This window comes from Streptomyces sp. Rer75, from assembly GCF_013414305.1.
In the GTDB taxonomy this organism is placed as follows: Bacteria; Actinomycetota; Actinomycetes; order Streptomycetales; family Streptomycetaceae; genus Streptomyces; species Streptomyces himastatinicus.
Genome location: NZ_CP058693.1, coordinates 6,395,469 through 6,410,331, shown reverse-complemented (window position 1 = coordinate 6,410,331; position 14,863 = coordinate 6,395,469). Strand labels below are relative to the sequence as shown.

Annotated in this window: 17 protein-coding genes; 5 read left to right on the top strand and 12 right to left on the bottom strand. The window is 72.6% G+C overall.

Annotated features, from left to right (window positions below; genetic code table 11):
* Positions 1-6 precede the first annotated feature (6 nt).
* From HYQ63_RS27830 to sigE, 5 genes are all read right to left on the bottom strand, one after another.
* A complete protein-coding gene (locus tag HYQ63_RS27830) occupies positions 7-666 on the bottom strand; it encodes a hypothetical protein (RefSeq protein WP_179936621.1) in 660 nt (219 codons plus the stop codon).
* A 118-nt stretch (positions 667-784) separates the two neighbouring features.
* The gene (locus tag HYQ63_RS27825) at positions 785-1,255 is read right to left on the bottom strand and encodes a sec-independent translocase (RefSeq protein WP_179936620.1); all 471 of its coding nucleotides are present in this window, start codon (positions 1,253-1,255) and stop codon (positions 785-787) included.
* Between the two features lie 144 nt (positions 1,256-1,399).
* Positions 1,400-3,100, bottom strand: coding sequence for a S1C family serine protease (locus HYQ63_RS27820; RefSeq protein WP_179940580.1), 1,701 nt, complete (start codon positions 3,098-3,100; stop codon positions 1,400-1,402).
* A gap of 348 nt (positions 3,101-3,448) precedes the next feature.
* Positions 3,449-4,363, bottom strand: coding sequence for an anti-sigma factor (locus HYQ63_RS27815; protein ID WP_179936619.1), 915 nt, complete (start codon positions 4,361-4,363; stop codon positions 3,449-3,451).
* On the bottom strand, positions 4,360-5,163 hold the full coding sequence (gene sigE, locus HYQ63_RS27810) for an RNA polymerase sigma factor SigE (protein WP_246097138.1): 804 nt from the start codon (positions 5,161-5,163) through the stop codon (positions 4,360-4,362). Before sigE ends, HYQ63_RS27815 begins: the two co-directional genes overlap by 4 nt.
* Before the next feature lie 131 nt (positions 5,164-5,294).
* On the opposite strand from sigE, the gene HYQ63_RS27805 reads away from it, so the two are divergent.
* Entirely contained in the window at positions 5,295-5,963 is a 669-nt protein-coding gene (locus HYQ63_RS27805; protein WP_179936618.1) for an O-methyltransferase, read from the top strand.
* A gap of 134 nt (positions 5,964-6,097) precedes the next feature.
* On the opposite strand, the gene HYQ63_RS27800 is transcribed toward HYQ63_RS27805, so the two are convergent.
* On the bottom strand, positions 6,098-6,265 hold the full coding sequence (locus HYQ63_RS27800; RefSeq protein ID WP_003966491.1) for a DUF3117 domain-containing protein: 168 nt from the start codon (positions 6,263-6,265) through the stop codon (positions 6,098-6,100).
* A 225-nt stretch (positions 6,266-6,490) separates the two neighbouring features.
* Between HYQ63_RS27800 and HYQ63_RS27795 the strand changes: the two genes are divergently transcribed.
* On the top strand, positions 6,491-7,309 hold the full coding sequence (locus HYQ63_RS27795) for an enoyl-CoA hydratase-related protein (RefSeq protein WP_179936617.1): 819 nt from the start codon (positions 6,491-6,493) through the stop codon (positions 7,307-7,309).
* Between the two features lie 28 nt (positions 7,310-7,337).
* Here the strand turns inward: HYQ63_RS27795 and HYQ63_RS27790 are convergent, their stop codons facing one another.
* Together HYQ63_RS27790 and HYQ63_RS27785 are read right to left on the bottom strand one after the other, a co-directional pair.
* Complete coding sequence (locus tag HYQ63_RS27790) at positions 7,338-7,934, bottom strand: DNA-3-methyladenine glycosylase I (protein ID WP_179936616.1); 597 nt, start codon at positions 7,932-7,934, stop codon at positions 7,338-7,340.
* Positions 7,931-8,314: a DivIVA domain-containing protein gene (locus HYQ63_RS27785; protein WP_179936615.1), complete on the bottom strand. Its 384-nt coding sequence runs from the start codon at positions 8,312-8,314 to the stop codon at positions 7,931-7,933. Before HYQ63_RS27785 ends, HYQ63_RS27790 begins: the two co-directional genes overlap by 4 nt.
* Positions 8,315-8,451: 137 nt before the next feature.
* On the opposite strand from HYQ63_RS27785, the gene folP reads away from it, so the two are divergent.
* Positions 8,452-9,312 (top strand): dihydropteroate synthase, encoded by an 861-nt coding sequence (gene folP / locus HYQ63_RS27780; RefSeq protein WP_179936614.1) that lies wholly within the window; start codon positions 8,452-8,454, stop codon positions 9,310-9,312.
* 30 nt (positions 9,313-9,342) lie between these two features.
* Here folP and HYQ63_RS27775 read toward each other — a convergent pair whose 3' ends face one another.
* Together HYQ63_RS27775 and dapE are read right to left on the bottom strand one after the other, a co-directional pair.
* Positions 9,343-10,089: a TIGR00730 family Rossman fold protein gene (locus HYQ63_RS27775; protein WP_179936613.1), complete on the bottom strand. Its 747-nt coding sequence runs from the start codon at positions 10,087-10,089 to the stop codon at positions 9,343-9,345.
* A 133-nt stretch (positions 10,090-10,222) separates the two neighbouring features.
* Positions 10,223-11,293: a succinyl-diaminopimelate desuccinylase gene (dapE, locus tag HYQ63_RS27770; protein WP_179936612.1), complete on the bottom strand. Its 1,071-nt coding sequence runs from the start codon at positions 11,291-11,293 to the stop codon at positions 10,223-10,225.
* Positions 11,294-11,398: 105 nt separating this feature from the next.
* Here dapE and HYQ63_RS27765 point away from each other — a divergent pair, with 105 nt between their 5' ends.
* Positions 11,399-12,316 carry a hypothetical protein gene (locus HYQ63_RS27765; RefSeq protein WP_179940578.1) on the top strand — a complete coding sequence of 306 codons (918 nt, stop codon included), beginning with the start codon at positions 11,399-11,401 and terminating at the stop codon, positions 12,314-12,316.
* Between the two features lie 203 nt (positions 12,317-12,519).
* Positions 12,520-13,158, top strand: a complete 639-nt coding sequence (locus HYQ63_RS46105; RefSeq protein WP_373689148.1) for a hypothetical protein — start codon at positions 12,520-12,522, stop codon at positions 13,156-13,158.
* Positions 13,159-13,244: 86 nt separating this feature from the next.
* Here the strand turns inward: HYQ63_RS46105 and dapC are convergent, their stop codons facing one another.
* Entirely contained in the window at positions 13,245-14,342 is a 1,098-nt protein-coding gene (gene dapC / locus HYQ63_RS27755; protein ID WP_179936611.1) for a succinyldiaminopimelate transaminase, read from the bottom strand.
* Positions 14,343-14,464: 122 nt separating this feature from the next.
* On the bottom strand, positions 14,465-14,791 hold the full coding sequence (gene fdxA / locus HYQ63_RS27750; RefSeq protein WP_014054705.1) for a ferredoxin: 327 nt from the start codon (positions 14,789-14,791) through the stop codon (positions 14,465-14,467).
* Between the last annotated feature and the right edge of the window lie 72 nt (positions 14,792-14,863).

The window sequence follows — 14,863 nt, the reverse complement described above, 5'->3', positions numbered from 1 at the left end:
GTACTCCTATGCGTCGTAGCCGGTGATGTCCTTGATCACCGAGAAGCCCAGGCCGTAGGCGCTCATCCCGCGCCCGTACGCCCCGATGTGCACGCTCTCGCCCGCCGACCCGGCCAGCACCCAGCCGTACTCCGACTCGCGGTAGTGGAAGTCGGTCGGCACGCCGTCCACCGGCAGCGACAGCGGCGACCACTCCTCGCCGTCCAGGGCGTCCGCCAGCTCCCAGGCGATCGCGGTCTGCTGGTCCAGCCAGTCCTGGCGCAGTCCCCGCTCCATGCGGGTCGGCCAGGTGCATGACAGCAGGCCCGAGCCGGCCAGCCAGGCGGCCGAGGAGACCGAGGTGGCCTCCAGCTTGCCGGTGCCGTCCGCGCTGTCCCGCACGGGGCGGCCACCGACGGTCACCACCACCGTGAAGCGCTGCTGGTCCATATCGGTCTCGACGCGCAGCGACGGCTCCTCGCCATGCCCGGTCGAGCCGTACTCCACCCGGCCATCGGCGGCCGTACCCACCTGCATGAGCCAGCGCGGCCCGGTGAACGCCTCGTCAAGGCCGTACCAGGGGAAGGCGGCCATCAGATAGCCGTCGACGCTCCGCCGAGCCCCGGCGGGCATCCCCTGCGCCGTACCGTCCACCCCATGCACCCCTAGCCGACTCGTCGTGCCCATGTGCGCGGAGCCTCCTCGTTGCCCTTCGTCGTGGGCGGCCCGCCCCCCATCGGGCGACCTCACCCCGGACAAAGGGAGGATAGCCATACGGGTCAACCAGCCCGGGCATACGGGGGGATCAAGTGGCGTCGGAGTCGAAAGGCGGACGGTCCTCGCGAGGCTGGTCATCACGCTTGCGCAGCAGGTCAGGGGTGCCGGAATCGCCCTTGGACAGGGACGGCGGAGTGGCACCGGAGCCCCCTGAAGAGCCGTGTGCGACGTCACTCTCCCGGCCGTTCACGGAGTCGGCGACCTCGGCCATCTCCTTGCGGAGGTCGAACCCGTTCTGGATCTCCTTCAGGCCCAGCTCATCGGAGTCGAGCACATGCTTGCGCACGAAGGTCTTGGGGTTCAGGTCCTCGAACTCGAAGTCCTTGAACTCGGGCCCCAGCTCGGAGCGGATGTCCTCCTTGGCGCTGTCGGAGAACTCCCGGATCTTGCGGATGAACTGCGACACGTCCCGGATGACCTTCGGAAGCTTGTCCGGGCCGAAGATGAGCACCGCAAGGACAACGAGCGCGATGAGCTCGAGAGGTCCTATGTCCAACACCTTGCAGCTCCTAGAAGACGTCCGAAACCCTGAGTGGGCCACTCAACACCGTACCTGTCGGCGGGGGCGCCGCGGGAGACGCCCGGGCCAACATCGGGCGCCAGGGGGCCGCCCTCCGGCCGCCGTGGCGGGCGCTCTGGCCGTCTAGCCGTCGCTGCTCGCCGAGCCCAGCGTCAGCTCCACGGTGCGCTCGTCGCCGTCCCGCTTGAGGGTCAGCCGGAGCCGGTCGCCGGGGCGGTGACTGCGGATCTTGACGATCAGCTCCTGGCCGCTGTGCACCCGGACGCCGTCCACCTCGGTGATCACGTCACCGGCCTCGATCCCCGCCTTGTCGCCCGGCCCGCCCGGGGTGACCGGCGACCCGGCGGCGCCCTTGCTGTTCACCCGGGCACCGTCGCCCGTGTACTCCATGTTGAGCGTGACGCCGATCACGGGGTGGGTGGCCTTGCCGGTGTTGATCAGCTCCTCGGCGACCCGCTTGCCCTGGTTGATCGGGATCGCGAAGCCCAGACCGATGGAGCCGCCCTGACCGCCCAGCTCGGCGCCGTCGTCGGCGGCCCGGATGGCGCTGTTGATCCCGATGACCCGCGCCTTGCCGTCGACCAGCGGGCCGCCGGAGTTGCCCGGGTTGATCGGGGCGTCGGTCTGGAGCGCGTCGACATACGAGATGTCGCTGCCGTCCTCCTTCTCGCCGCCCGCGGTGATCGGGCGCTCCTTGGCGCTGATGATCCCGGAGGTGACCGTGCCCGCCAGGTCGAACGGGGCGCCGATCGCCACCACCGGATCGCCGACCCGGACAGAGTCGGAGTTGCCCAGCGGCAGCGGGCTCAGCCCGGAGACGCCCTCGACCCGGATGACCGCCAGGTCGTACCCGGCGTCCCGGCCGACCAGCTCGGCGCGGGCGGTCTGACCGCCGTTGAAGGTCACCGATATGTCGCCCTCGGAACCGGCGGGCGCCACGACATGGTTGTTGGTGAGGATGTGGCCCTGCTTGTCGAGGACGAACCCGGTGCCGGTGCCCTCCTCGGAACTGCCGCTGACATGGATGGTCACCACGCCCGGCAGCGCGCTGGAGGCGATGCCCGCGACGCTGCCCGGAGCGCGGGTGCCCTTCTCCAGGGGCGCCTGCGGAAGCTTCACGTCGACGCCCCCCGAGGCCCGGTCGCGCTCGACGTACGCGCCGATGCCGCCGCCCAGGCACCCCGCGATCAGCGCGATCAGCAGGACGGCGACGAACGCGCCGCGGCGGGAGACCACCTTGCGCTCGGCGGGAGGCGGGGCCACGGTCCAGGGGTCGTAGGTCTGCCACTGGGCCGGGACGGGGGTGCCCTCGGCGGGGGGCAGCATCTCGGAGTGCGCAGCGGGCGGCGGCGGCGCGCCATGACCGCCGGGCGGCAGCTGGGTGCCGTGCGCCGGGGTCATCGTCCCGGGCTGCGGCATTCCGGGCTGTGGAGTCCCGGGCTGCGCGTTCCCGGGCTGCGGGACGGCGCCGGGCGGCAGGTGGGTGCCGTGCGCCGGGGTCGTGCCCGGGTGCTGTACGGGCGGGGCCGGGGCCCAGGGCCCGGGGCCGCCGTAGGGCGGGGTGCTGTACGGATCGGGCTCGTGGAGCGGCCGCGCGGCGCCCGCACGGGCCCCGTCCGCCGCCTCGCGGCCGTCTCCGGCACCGGCCGGCCGCTCGGGCTCCGGCCCGGACGGCACCGCCCGCTCGGCCGCCGTCTCCGCTGCCGCCTCCGCCGACGGCTCCGCGCCGCTCTCCGCCGCGTCGTCCGACTGCCGGTCGCCGGGTCCTGCGACCGGACGGCTCCACCACTTCGGCTTGGGCCCGGGGGCCTTCCGCTCGTCCATGATCTCCCCAAGTTCCCGCAAGCGGGCGCCCATCGCGCCGCCCGGGTCATACGTCACCGCGACTCTTCGGCTCGCCCGCGGCCACCGTCGGGGGTGCCCCCGACAGGGCAGGGCTGCCCGAAAGCGATTCAATCAGTCCACCCGGGCCCGCGTGCGCGGAACGAGGGGAACGACCGGACGTGTGAGCGATATTGCGCAGAATCCCACGATCTCCGGGGATCCCCGGGATCCCCAGGGGGTGTCTTGTCGATCAGGCCGGATCAGCGAGCGGCGCTGCGTGCGACGAGCGCGGCGCCGCGAGGTGCCGTGCCAGGCGTCGGGAGCCCGGCATGATCGGCAAGGCATCCCCTAGGGCGGGGGCGTGCTGAAGCCCAGGTAGGGGGTGCTCGACGCGGGCTGGGTCGGGCCCTCCAGCTGGGTCGGCGCGGGCGCCGCCGGGGTGGAGGTCGGGGCCCGCAGCAGGTCCGTGACCGACAGGACCGGCTGTATCAGCGGGTTCACCGCGGCACCGGAGGGGCTCAGCACCGGGTGGCTCGGGGTCGCGCTCGGGGACGGGAGCCCGGCCGGGCGCGTCTCGGTGGTGGCCAGCAGGCCCACGTCGCCGCCGGTCCGCTCGCGGGTGCCCGTGCCGACGGCGTCGGCGTCGACCGGGGTGACCGCGGTGTCCGAGCCGTCCGTCCGGGGGCCGGGGTCGACCGCCGCCTCCAGCGGCAGGGCGGCGCCGAGCGCGAAGGCGGCCAGGGACACCGCACCCGCGGCCGCGAAGGCGAAGCGGCGGCGCGGCGCGGGGCGCTCGACCTCATGGATCCGGAAGCCGCGCTGCCGGTGTGCCGAGACCGCGGCGACCGGGTCCACCGGTGCCACCGCGGGCAGATAGGCGAACGCCTGCTCCCGTCTGCGCTCCGACGCCCGCACGTCCGGTGCGTCGCTCCGTACGTCCCGCGCGCCGCCACGCAGGCCCAGGACGCCCGGGTCCGCGAAGGGGGAACCGCCACCCGGGCCGTCCGGGCCGTCGTCGCCGCCGATGGCCGGGAGGCCCTGGAGACGGGCCAGGAAGCCCTCGGACGGCGCCGGGGGCGCCGTCTCGGCGAACACGCTCTTCAGCCGCCGCTGCGCGTCGGCCTCCGCCTTGCACTTACAGCACGTCGCCAGGTGCGCGAGGACGCGCTCACGCGCGTCATGCCCGAGTTCACCGTCGACCAGAGCCGCAAGGCGGTCGCCGAGATGCTGCTCGGCGGGGGACGGACCGCCTGATCGGGTCACGCGATCCCGACCTCCCCACTCAGCCGCGGTCCGGAGACCCGCGGCGCCACCGCGGCGACCTCGCGCTGCTGCTCGGCACGCGCGCCCGCCGGAGCACGGTGCTGGAGCGCCTTGCGCAGATGGGAGCGGCCACGGTGGATCCGGCTGCGCACGGTGCCCAGCTTGACACCGAGCGTCGCGGCGATCTCCTCGTACGACAGCCCCTCGATGTCACAGAGCACGACGGCCGCGCGGAACTCCGGCGCGAGGGTGTCGAGCGCCTGCTGCACATCGGCGTCGAAGTGGGTGTCGTTGAAGTGCTGCTGGGGGGAGGGCTCGCGGCTGGGGAGCCGCTCGGCCGCGTCCTCGGCGAGTGCGTCGAAGCGGATGCGCTGGCGACGGCGGACCATGTCGAGGAAGAGATTGGTGGTGATGCGGTGCAGCCAGCCCTCGAAGGTGCCCGGGGTGTACGTCGACAGCGAGCGGAAGACGCGGACGAACACCTCCTGGGTGAGGTCCTCGGCGTCGTGCTGGTTACCGGTGAGCCGGTAGGCGAGGCGATAGACCCGTGCGCTGTGCGTGCTGACGATCTCCTCCCAGGTGGGAGGCGTCCACGCCGGGGAATCCCCCTCCGCACCGAACGACGCGGTAGTGGCAAAGGTCGCGGTGGTGGAGTCGGCGGAACGGGAACGGTCAGCGGTGTCGGTCACGGATTTCGGCTCGCCCGCTGACCTGCGAAAGCGCCTCAGCACTCTCCGGTCACCGGCCGTAGCCGCACCTCCCCTGTCGGCTCTGGTGGTGTCCAGTAGAGCCCCTACCATATCCACCTCGCCCGTTAGCTCCGGATAAGTATTTTTGACCTGCATTTGGCCGTGATCCATACGGTCCCCCCTTCTCTCCTCAACGCCTGGTCCCATCTGCGGGTTCCCGTGCGCAGCGGATACAGTCACCGTTGCGCCAACTACGGGGACAGGAGAGGGTCATTACCGGCAACCGGCAGACGAGCTGGGCGTTCGCCGACGCGTTCGTCGCCGAGGACGAAGCCCTTCACTGGGCCCGTGACCGGGCCCGGGAGGCAGGGCTGCGCTCGGTGTCCGCGGGCACCGGCGCGGCGCTGCGCCTGCTCGCCGCCGCCGCGGACGCCAAGGCCGTCGCCGAGATCGGCACCGGGACCGGCGTCTCCGGCATCCATCTGCTGCACGGCATGCGCCCCGACGGCGTGCTGACCACCGTCGACACCGAACCCGAGATGCAGCAGTTCGCCAAGCAGGCGTTCCGGGCCGCCGGGTTCGCCGGCAACCGGGCGCGCTTCATCCCCGGCCGCGCCCTGGACGTCCTCCCCCGGCTCGCCGACGGCGGTTACGACCTGGTGTTCTGCGACGGTGACCGACTGGAGTGCCTGGACTACCTGGAGGAAGCCCTGCGGCTGCTGCGGCCGGGCGGCCTGGTCTGCTTCGAGGGGGTCTTCGCCAACGGGCGGACCGTGGACTCCGCCGCCCAGCCCGCCGAGGTGCTGCGGCTGCGCGAGCTGCTGCGCACCGTACGCGAGTCCACCGTGCTCCAGTCCTCGCTGCTCCCGGTCGGGGACGGCCTGCTGTGCGCGGTCAACCGCGGCAGCTGAGACCAAGCTGGGACCGGAACGTCACGGCGGCGGCCCGAGACCCCGCACATGCCCCGCACACAGCGCCGCCCCGGCGTCCGGTTACCTCGTACCGGACGCCGGGGCGGGGCTCGGGTGATGGTGGGGCCGGTGGCTCAGCCGACAACCTTCTTCAGTGCATCGCCGAGCGCGTCGGCCTCGTCGGGTGTCAGCTCGACGACGAGCCGACCGCCGCCTTCGAGCGGAACGCGCATGACGATGCCCCGCCCCTCCTTGGTCACCTCGAGCGGGCCGTCGCCCGTCCGCGGCTTCATGGCCGCCATGCTCGTTCCCCTTCCTGAAACCAGCTCATCGCAGCCGACAACCCAGGCGTCACCGGCATCGAACACGTTGCTTCTCATTCATTATCCCGCATGCCATGACCCGATGACCAACATCGGTCGGCAACCCCCGTGCACGGCGCTCCCCCAAAACCACTCAATTCGGGGAGGCGATCGCGATAACGTACGCCCGCCGCGTCCGAACACCTGCCCACCGGAGGGCCGCTTATGACCGACACCGTGCTCTACGACCTGGCCGACGGCCTCGCGACGATCACCCTGAATCGTCCCGACGCCATGAACGCGCTCAACATCGACACCAAGGTGGCGCTGCGCGACGCGCTGCTCCAGGCCGCGGAGGATCCGGCGGTCCGGGCCGTCCTGCTCATCGGCACCGGGCGCGCGTTCTGCGTCGGGCAGGACCTCAAGGAGCACATCGGGCTGCTGGCCGCCGACCGCGAGGCGCACGCCCACGGGGACCAGGGCGAGGGCTCGACGATGAGCACCGTCTCGCTGCACTACAACCCGATCGTGACCGCGATCGCGGGGATGCCGAAGCCGGTGGTCGCCGCGGTGAACGGGGTCGCGGCCGGGGCCGGGGCGGGCTTCGCGTTCGCCGCCGACTACCGGATCGTGGCCGACACCGCCTCGTTCAACACCTCGTTCGCGGGCGTCGCGCTCACCGCCGACTCCGGCGTCTCCTGGACCCTCCAGCGCCTGATCGGCCACGGCCGCGCCGCCGACCTGCTGCTCTTCCCCCGCAACGTCAGTTCGGCGGAGGCGCTGGAGCTGGGCATGGTCAACCGGGTCGTGCCCGCCGCGGAGCTGCCCGCCGAGGCCGCGGCGGTCGCCCGGCGGCTGGCCGAGGGCCCGACCGCGGCCTATGCGGCGATCAAGGAATCGCTCGGCTACGCGTCCTGCCACAGCCTCACCGACTCCCTGACCAAGGAGGACGAGCTACAGCGCCGGGCGGGCGCCTCGGAGGACCACCGCACCGCGGTGGACGCCTTCGTCCAGAAGCAGCAGCCGCGGTTCACGGGCCGCTGACCCGCGGCGACGCACCGGGTCCCGGCGGTCAGACGCGATCGCGGACGTGGCAGTCGGCCAAGTGGTCGTTGACCAGGCCGCAGGCCTGCATCAGCGCGTAGGCCGTGGTGGGGCCGACGAAGCGGAAGCCGCGCTTCTTCAGCGCTCGGCTGAGCGCCGTGGACTCCGGGGTGATCGCCGGGACGTCGGCCGCGGTGTGCGGGACCGCGCGGGTGGCGGGGTCGGGGGCATGGGACCAGATCAGCTCGTCCAGCTCGCCCTCAGCCATGTCCGCCGCCGCCCGGGCGTTCCCGATCGTGGCAGCGATCTTGGCCCGGTTGCGGATGATGCCGGGGTCGGCGAGCAGCCGCTGCTCGTCGGCCTCGGTGAACTCCGCGACCGCCTTGATCCGGAAGTCGGCGAAGGCGGCCCGGAACCCCTCCCGGCGGCGCAGGATCGTGATCCAGGACAGCCCGGACTGGAACGCCTCCAGACAGATCCGCTCGTACAGCGCGTCATCGCCGCGGACCGGACGGGCCCACTCCGTGTCGTGGTACACCCGGTAGTCCGCCATGGACTCGGTCTCCAGCCCCCACGGGCAGCGCGCCAGGCCGTCCGCTCCGACGACCGTCCCCTGACCGCTCACGATCCGCTCCCCTCGAAGTCCGCCGGATACTCCGGCGGGTAGTCCCCCGGGCCCTCGGCCGGCTCGCCGTCCCCGAAGCCCGGGGCCCGCGCGCCCGCCAGGGCCTCCTCCAGCTCGGCGATCCGGGCGTCCCGCTCGGCCAGCTCGGCGCCGAGCCGCCCCAGCACATCGTCCACGTCCGCCATCCGGTAGCCGCGCAGCGTCATCGGCAGCCGCAGCGCCTCCACGTCCTCCCGGTCCAGCGGCCGGTCGGCGGGCAGCGGGTCGTCCAGCCGGTCGGGCGGCGCCTCGGACAACTGGCCCCCGTCGCCGCCGCCGACGACGGCGAGGGTGACTGCGCCGACCACGACGACCAGCGTGATCAGCAAGAACAGGAACACGGTGATCGTTCTCCTCGGTTAGGACGGCCCGGCCATGACGCCCGCGGGGGGCGTCGGCCCCGTCAACTGTCTGACCCGATCGTGCCATGCCCCACTGACAGTTATCGTCGCTGCCGGACACCTGAGAGGAAGTACGCATGCTGCGGCTTGGCCGACGCGAGTTCGACGAGAACGAGCGAGTGATCATGGCGATCGTCAACCGGACGCCGGACTCGTTCTACGACCAGGGTGCGACCTTCCGCGACGAGCCCGCGCTCACCCGCGTCGAGCAGGCCGTCGCGGACGGCGCGGCGATCATCGACATCGGCGGGGTGAAGGCCGGCCCCGGGGACGAGGTGAACGCCGCCGAGGAGGCGCGGCGCACGGTCGGCTTCGTGGCCGAGGTGCGGCGGCGCCATCCGGACGTGGTGATCAGCGTGGACACCTGGCGGCACGAGGTCGGCGAGGCGGTCTGCGCGGCGGGGGCGGACGTGCTCAACGACGCCTGGGGCGGGGTCGACCCCAAGCTGGCCGAGGTCGCCGCCCGGTACGGCGCCGGGCTGGTCTGTACGCACGCGGGCGGGGCCGAACCGCGCACCCGGCCGCACCGGATCGGCTACGACGACGTGGTGGCCGACATCCTGCGGGTCACCGTGGGGCTCGCGGAGCGCGCGGCCGCGCTGGGCGTCCGGCGCGACGGGATCATGATCGACCCGGGCCATGACTTCGGGAAGAACACCCGCCACTCGCTGGAGGCCACCCGTCGGCTCGGGGAGCTGAGGGAGACCGGCTGGCCGGTCCTGGTCTCGCTGTCCAACAAGGACTTCGTGGGCGAGACGCTGGACCGCCCGGTCAAGGAGCGGGTGATCGGCACGCTCGCCACGACCGCGGTCTCCGCCTGGCTGGGCGCCCAGGTCTACCGGGTGCACGAGGTGGCCGAGACCCGTCAGGTGCTGGACATGGTGTCGTCCATCGCGGGCCACCGGCCCCCGGCGGTCGCCCGCCGGGGACTGGCCTGAGACACCGGTCCGCTCACGCCCCGGGGGCGGTCAGCCGGATTCCTTGGTCACCAGGTCGACCACCTCGTCGATGTCGTCGGTGAGGTGGAACAGCTCCAGGTCCTGCTGGGACGCCTTTCCCTGGGCGATCAGCGTGTTCTCCAGCCAGTCGACCAGACCGCCCCAGTAGGAGCTGCCGAAGAGAACGATCGGGAACCGGGTCACCTTCTTCGTCTGCACCAGGGTCAGCGCCTCGAAGCACTCGTCGAGGGTGCCAAGACCGCCGGGCAGCACCACGAACCCCTGCGCGTACTTCACGAACATCGTCTTCCGCACGAAGAAGTAGCGGAAGTTCACGCCGATGTCGACGTACGGGTTCAGCCCCTGCTCGTACGGCAGCTCGATGCCGAGGCCGACGGAGACCCCGCCCGCCTCGGTGGCGCCTCGGTTGGCCGCCTCCATCGCACCGGGGCCGCCCCCGGTGATCACCCCGAACCCGGCCTCGGCCAGGGCCCGCCCGATCTTCACCCCGGCCTCGTACTCCGGTGATCCCTCGGGCGTACGGGCGGAGCCGAACACGCTCACCGCCCGTCCGAGTTCGGCCAGGGTGCCGAAGCCCTCCACGAACTCCGACTGGATGCGCATCACCCGGAACGGGTCCTCGTGCACCCAGTGGGTGGCCCCCTGCGTGTCCAGCAGCCGCTGGTCGGTCGTGCCGGGCCGCATCTGGTGGCGACGGCGCACGACCGGGCCCAGACGCTGCTCGTGCAGCGCTCGCTCTTCCTCGGCGTTGCCCATGTGTGTGCTCCCTTCGCCAAGATCTGCCAAAGATCTGTGGTTCAGCGTAGGCCCACCGGGCGGCGAAAGGCCGAAATCCGCGCCACGCTCATCTGTTCTCTGATCTGCGAAGAAGCGGACGCCGGGGTTCGGCTCAGCTGGTCAGCCAGACCCGCAGCCGCTCCTCGGCCTCCAGGATCAGGGCGGTGTCCACGTGCTCCTCGCGGGTGTGGGCCAGCTTGGGGTCGCCGGGTCCGTAATTGACGGCGGGCACGCCGAGGGCCGAGAAGCGGGCGACATCGGTCCAGCCGAACTTGGGGGCCGCTTCCTCACCGATCGCCGCCACGAAGGCGGCGGCCGACGGGTGGGACAGCCCGGGCAGGGCGCCGGGCGCGGAGTCGGTGGCGGTCACCTCGAAGCCGTCGAAGACCTCGCGGACGTGGGCCAGCGCCTCGGCCTCCGAACGGTCAGGCGCGAAGCGGTAGTTCACGGTCACGGCGCAGGCGTCGGGGATGACGTTGCCCGCGATCCCGCCCTCGATCCCCACCGCGTTCAGCCCCTCGCGGTAGGTGAGCCCGTCGATGTCCACGTGCCGCGGCTCGTACGCGGCCAGCCGGTCGAGGATCGGGGCGGCCTTGTGGATGGCGTTCTCGCCGAGCCAGCTGCGCGCGGAGTGGGAGCGGTGCCCGCTCGTGGTCACCCGCACCCGGAGCGTGCCCTGGCAGCCGCCCTCGACCTTGCCCTCGGTGCCCTCCAGCAGCACGGCGAAGTCGGCGGCCAGCCACTCGGGGTGGTGCTCGGACAGCCGCTTCAGGCCGTTCAGCTCGGCGGCGACCTCCTCGTGGTCGTAGAAGACGAAGGTGAGGTCGCGGTTGGGCTCGGGCACGGTCGCGGCGATGCGCAGCTGCACGGCGACGCCGGACTTCATGTCGGAGGTGCCGCAGCCCCACAGCGTGCCGTCCTCGTCCAGCCGGGAGGGCACGTTGTCGGCGATGGGCACGGTGTCGAGGTGTCCGGCCAGCACGACCCGTTCGGCACGCCCCAGGTCGGTGCGGGCGACGACGGCGTCCCCGTCCCGGTCGACGGTCAGGTGCGGCAGGGCGCGCAGGGCCTGCTCGACGGCGTCGGCGAGCGCCTTCTCGTCGCCGCTGACCGAGGGGAAGTCGACGAGCCGGGCGGTGAGCCGGGCCGCGTCCAGGGACAGGTCGAGTGCTGGGTGTGCCATACCCGCGACCCTAGCCCGTCCGGCCCGGCGGCCCGGCCGCAGGAGGGCGTGGCCTTCCCCACCCGCGGCCCCTTGGCGGCACCGGTGTCGGAGCCACCCAGTAACGTGGTCGGTGTGCCCCGGTCCGTGTTCTCCAGCCGTCCCCGCCTGCTCCGAGCCGCGGTCGCGTGTGCCGTATTGCTGGGGCTCGCCGCGTACGTAGCGGCGCACCTGCTGACCGGTGGCGGCGGGCCGCCGCGCTGTGTCGCGCGGGCGGAGGGCGGCGATGTGCTGCTCGACCCCGAACAGGCCGTGAACGCCGCGACGATCGAGGCCGTGGCCGCCGCCCGCGGGCTGCCCGAACGGGCCGTCACCATCGCGCTCGCGACCGCGCTCCAGGAGTCGGGGCTGCGCAACATCACCCACGGCGACCGGGATTCGCTCGGCCTGTTCCAGCAGCGCCCGTCGCAGGGCTGGGGTACGGCACGGCAGATCCAGGATCCGGTGTACGCGGCCGGGAAGTTCTACGACCACCTGGTCAAGGTGCCCGGCTACTCGCGGCTGCCGCTCACGGTGGCGGCGCAGCGGGTGCAGTACAGCGGGTTCCCGCAGGCGTACGCCAAGCACGAGACGGAGGCCGTGGTGCTGACCGCCACCCTCACCGGGCGTTCGGCGGCGGCCTTCAGCTGCCCGGGGCCGCCGGACGACGGGAAGGCGGGCGATCCGGGGCGCGTCCAGGCGGCGCTGGAGCGGGAGTTCGGGGCGGAGGCCCGGTCGCGGCTGAACGTGACGGGGCAGGGCGGCGGCAAGCACGCCGGGTCCTCCCGGGAGGTGCTGGTCCCGGTGGCGGACGCCTCGGCGCGCGGCGGCCGGACGGAGCGCGGCTGGGAGCTTGCCTATTGGGCGGTGGCTCACTCGGACGAGTTGCGCATCGAACGGGTCTCTTACGGCAAGCACGTATGGAGCGCGCGGAATTCAGGGGACGGCTGGCGCACGTCCGACAAGAGTTCCGGGTCGGATATACGCCTCGGCCTCACCCGATAACGGGAGAGATCACCGCAGCTCAGCGCCGTTGACGGGGCGTTGGACTGTCGTTGTGGACGCATGTTTTGCGCGTAAACGGATAATGCGATGCATTATCAATTCTTTACCTTGACCTACCGCAACCTTCGCGCGGCTCACGCGATATTCACTGCGTCCGATCGCTGGACACTTCACGCCAAATGTCCCCCCGTCAAAGGAGAATCATGTCCCTCCCTCTCACGCGTCGGATCGCTCGGGCCGCCCTGCTGGTCGCAGCGAGCGCGACCCCCGTGGTCGGTGCCGCCGACGCCGCGAGTGCGGCGGATCCGGCCCTGCCGCACACCCCCAAGCTGGGCGGGCTGAGCGCGCTGGACCCCTCCTCCGTCGGTGAGCTGGCCGACACCGCCTCGCAGCAGGCCGGGCGGACCGTCAAGGAGATTCTCCCGTCCAAGGCCGCCCCGGCGCAGACCGCTCCGGCCAAGTCCGCCCCGGCGGAGAAGGCGGCCCCGGCCAAGGACACCCAGACCAAGAGCAAGGGCGCGGCCCACGCCGCCAAGGAGGGCCTGAGCAAGGGGAAGGGCAAGGGCGGCGCCCACGCCAAGGGCAAGGGCGCCCTGCACGCCAAGGGCAAGGGCAAGGCGGCGGGCATGAGCAAGGGCCTGGCCAAGGGCAAGGGCGCCCACGCCAAGGGCGCCCCGGTCCGCCCCGCACCGGCTCCGCTCCCCGCCCCCGCCGCTGCCCCGGCGCCCGCTCCGGCGCCCGCCCCGGCACCGCAGCAGGCCGCGCCGAGCGCCCCGCAGCAGGCCGACGAACTCCCGGTCAAGGGCCTGCCCTCGATGAAGGGGCTGCCGCTGCTGGGCTGAAAGACCAGGCGCCCCCTGCCCCCGGCCGCTGCGGCGGCTGGGGGCAGGGGGCGCCCCTGCGTTCGTCTCGTCAGGCGGTCTGGCGGTCAGGCGGTCAGGCGGCGGACCGCCGCCGCCACGCGCTCGTCCGTCGCGGTGAACGCGACGCGGACGTGTGCCCCGCCCGCCGCGCCGTAGAACTCGCCGGGCGCCACCAGGATGCCCAGCTCGGCCAGCGCGCCCACGGTGTCCCAGCACGGCTCGTCGCGGGTCGCCCACAGGTACAGCGACGCCTCGCTGTGCTCGACGCGGAAGCCGTACCCCTCCAGCGCGCCGCGCAGCGCCGCCCGCCGCGCCTCGTAGCGCTCGCGCTGCTCCGCGACGTGTTTGTCGTCGCCGAGCGCGGCGACCGTCGCGGCCTGCACCGGCGCGGGCACGATCATCCCGCCGTGCTTGCGGATCTTCAGCAGCTCGCCGAGCACGCTCTCGTCACCGGCGAGGAACGCCGCGCGGTAGCCCGCCAGGTTGGACCGCTTGGACAGCGAGTGGACCGCGACCAGCCCGTCGAAGCTCCCGCCGGAGATCTCCGGGTGCAGGACGGACATCGGGTCCGCCTCCCAGCCCAGCTCCAGGTAGCACTCGTCGCTGACCAGCAGCACCCCGTGCGTCCGCGCCCACGCGACCGCGGCCCGCAGCTCGTCCTCGGACAGCACCCGGCCGGTGGGGTTGGACGGCGAGTTCAGCCACAGCAGCTTCAGCCCCGCCGGGTCCAGGTCCGTAGGTTCGTCGTACGGCACCGGCTCGGCGCCCGCGAGCCGCGCGCCCACCTCGTACGTCGGGTAGGCGAGCCGCGGGAAGGCGACCTTGTCGCCGGGGCCGAGGCCGAGCTGCGTGGGCAGCGAGGCCACCAGCTCCTTCGAGCCGACCACCGGCAGCACCTGCGTGTGGGTGACCCCCTCCGCGCCCAGCCGCCGCTCGACCCAGCCGGTCAGCGCGTCCCGCAGCGCGGGGGTGCCCCAGACGGTCGGATAGCCGGGGCTGTCCGCGGCGCCGGCCAGCGCGGTGCGGATCAGCTCGGGGACCGGGTCGACGGGGGTGCCCACCGAGAGGTCGACGATGCCGTCCGGATGGGCGGCGGCGGTCGCCTTGTACGGTTCGAGCCGGTCCCAGGGGAAGACCGGGAGGCGGGCGGAGACGGGTGGCACGGGGGCTCGCTTTCTTTCTCTTTTGAACAGCCCGGGGCCGGGGCCCCGGGAAACAGCCCGGTCCCGCAGGCCACATGCCATACGGGACCGAAGGCCGCGCCGGGTCTACTTCCCGGGCAGGGTCACTCGTCGTGCTCCTGCGGCGGAAGCGCGGCGATGAACGGGTGGTCGCGCTCGATCAGGCCGAGCTTGCTCGCACCGCCGGGCGAACCGAGCTCGTCGAAGAACTCGACGTTCGCCTTGTAGTAGTCCTTCCACTCTTCCGGAGTGTCGTCCTCGTAGAAGATCGCCTCGACCGGGCAGACCGGCTCACAGGCCCCGCAGTCGACGCATTCGTCCGGGTGGATGTACAAGGACCGCTGGCCCTCGTAGATACAGTCGACGGGGCACTCCTCGATGCACGCCTTGTCCTTCAGGTCGACACAAGGCTGCGCGATGACGTAGGTCACGCTGTCGTTCCTCCTCTTAGGGCTGTATCGCGCGGGAGCGCGGCGTCGTCGATGCCCGCACCTAGTATCTCC

Bases quoted from the DNA above. Each gene is read 5' to 3' on its own strand.
- HYQ63_RS27775 (WP_179936613.1), bottom strand. From the start codon at position 10,089: ATGGGCAACGCCGAGGAAGAGCGAGCGCTGCACGAGCAGCGTCTGGGC.
- sigE (WP_246097138.1), bottom strand. From the start codon at position 5,163: ATGGTAGGGGCTCTACTGGACACCACCAGAGCCGACAGGGGAGGTGCG.
- HYQ63_RS46105 (WP_373689148.1), top strand. From the start codon at position 12,520: ATGTCCCTCCCTCTCACGCGTCGGATCGCTCGGGCCGCCCTGCTGGTC.
- HYQ63_RS27795 (WP_179936617.1), top strand. From the start codon at position 6,491: ATGACCGACACCGTGCTCTACGACCTGGCCGACGGCCTCGCGACGATC.
- HYQ63_RS27830 (WP_179936621.1), bottom strand. From the start codon at position 666: ATGGGCACGACGAGTCGGCTAGGGGTGCATGGGGTGGACGGTACGGCG.
- folP (WP_179936614.1), top strand. From the start codon at position 8,452: ATGCTGCGGCTTGGCCGACGCGAGTTCGACGAGAACGAGCGAGTGATC.
- HYQ63_RS27820 (WP_179940580.1), bottom strand. From the start codon at position 3,100: ATGGACGAGCGGAAGGCCCCCGGGCCCAAGCCGAAGTGGTGGAGCCGT.
- HYQ63_RS27800 (WP_003966491.1), bottom strand. From the start codon at position 6,265: ATGGCGGCCATGAAGCCGCGGACGGGCGACGGCCCGCTCGAGGTGACC.
- dapE (WP_179936612.1), bottom strand. From the start codon at position 11,293: ATGGCACACCCAGCACTCGACCTGTCCCTGGACGCGGCCCGGCTCACC.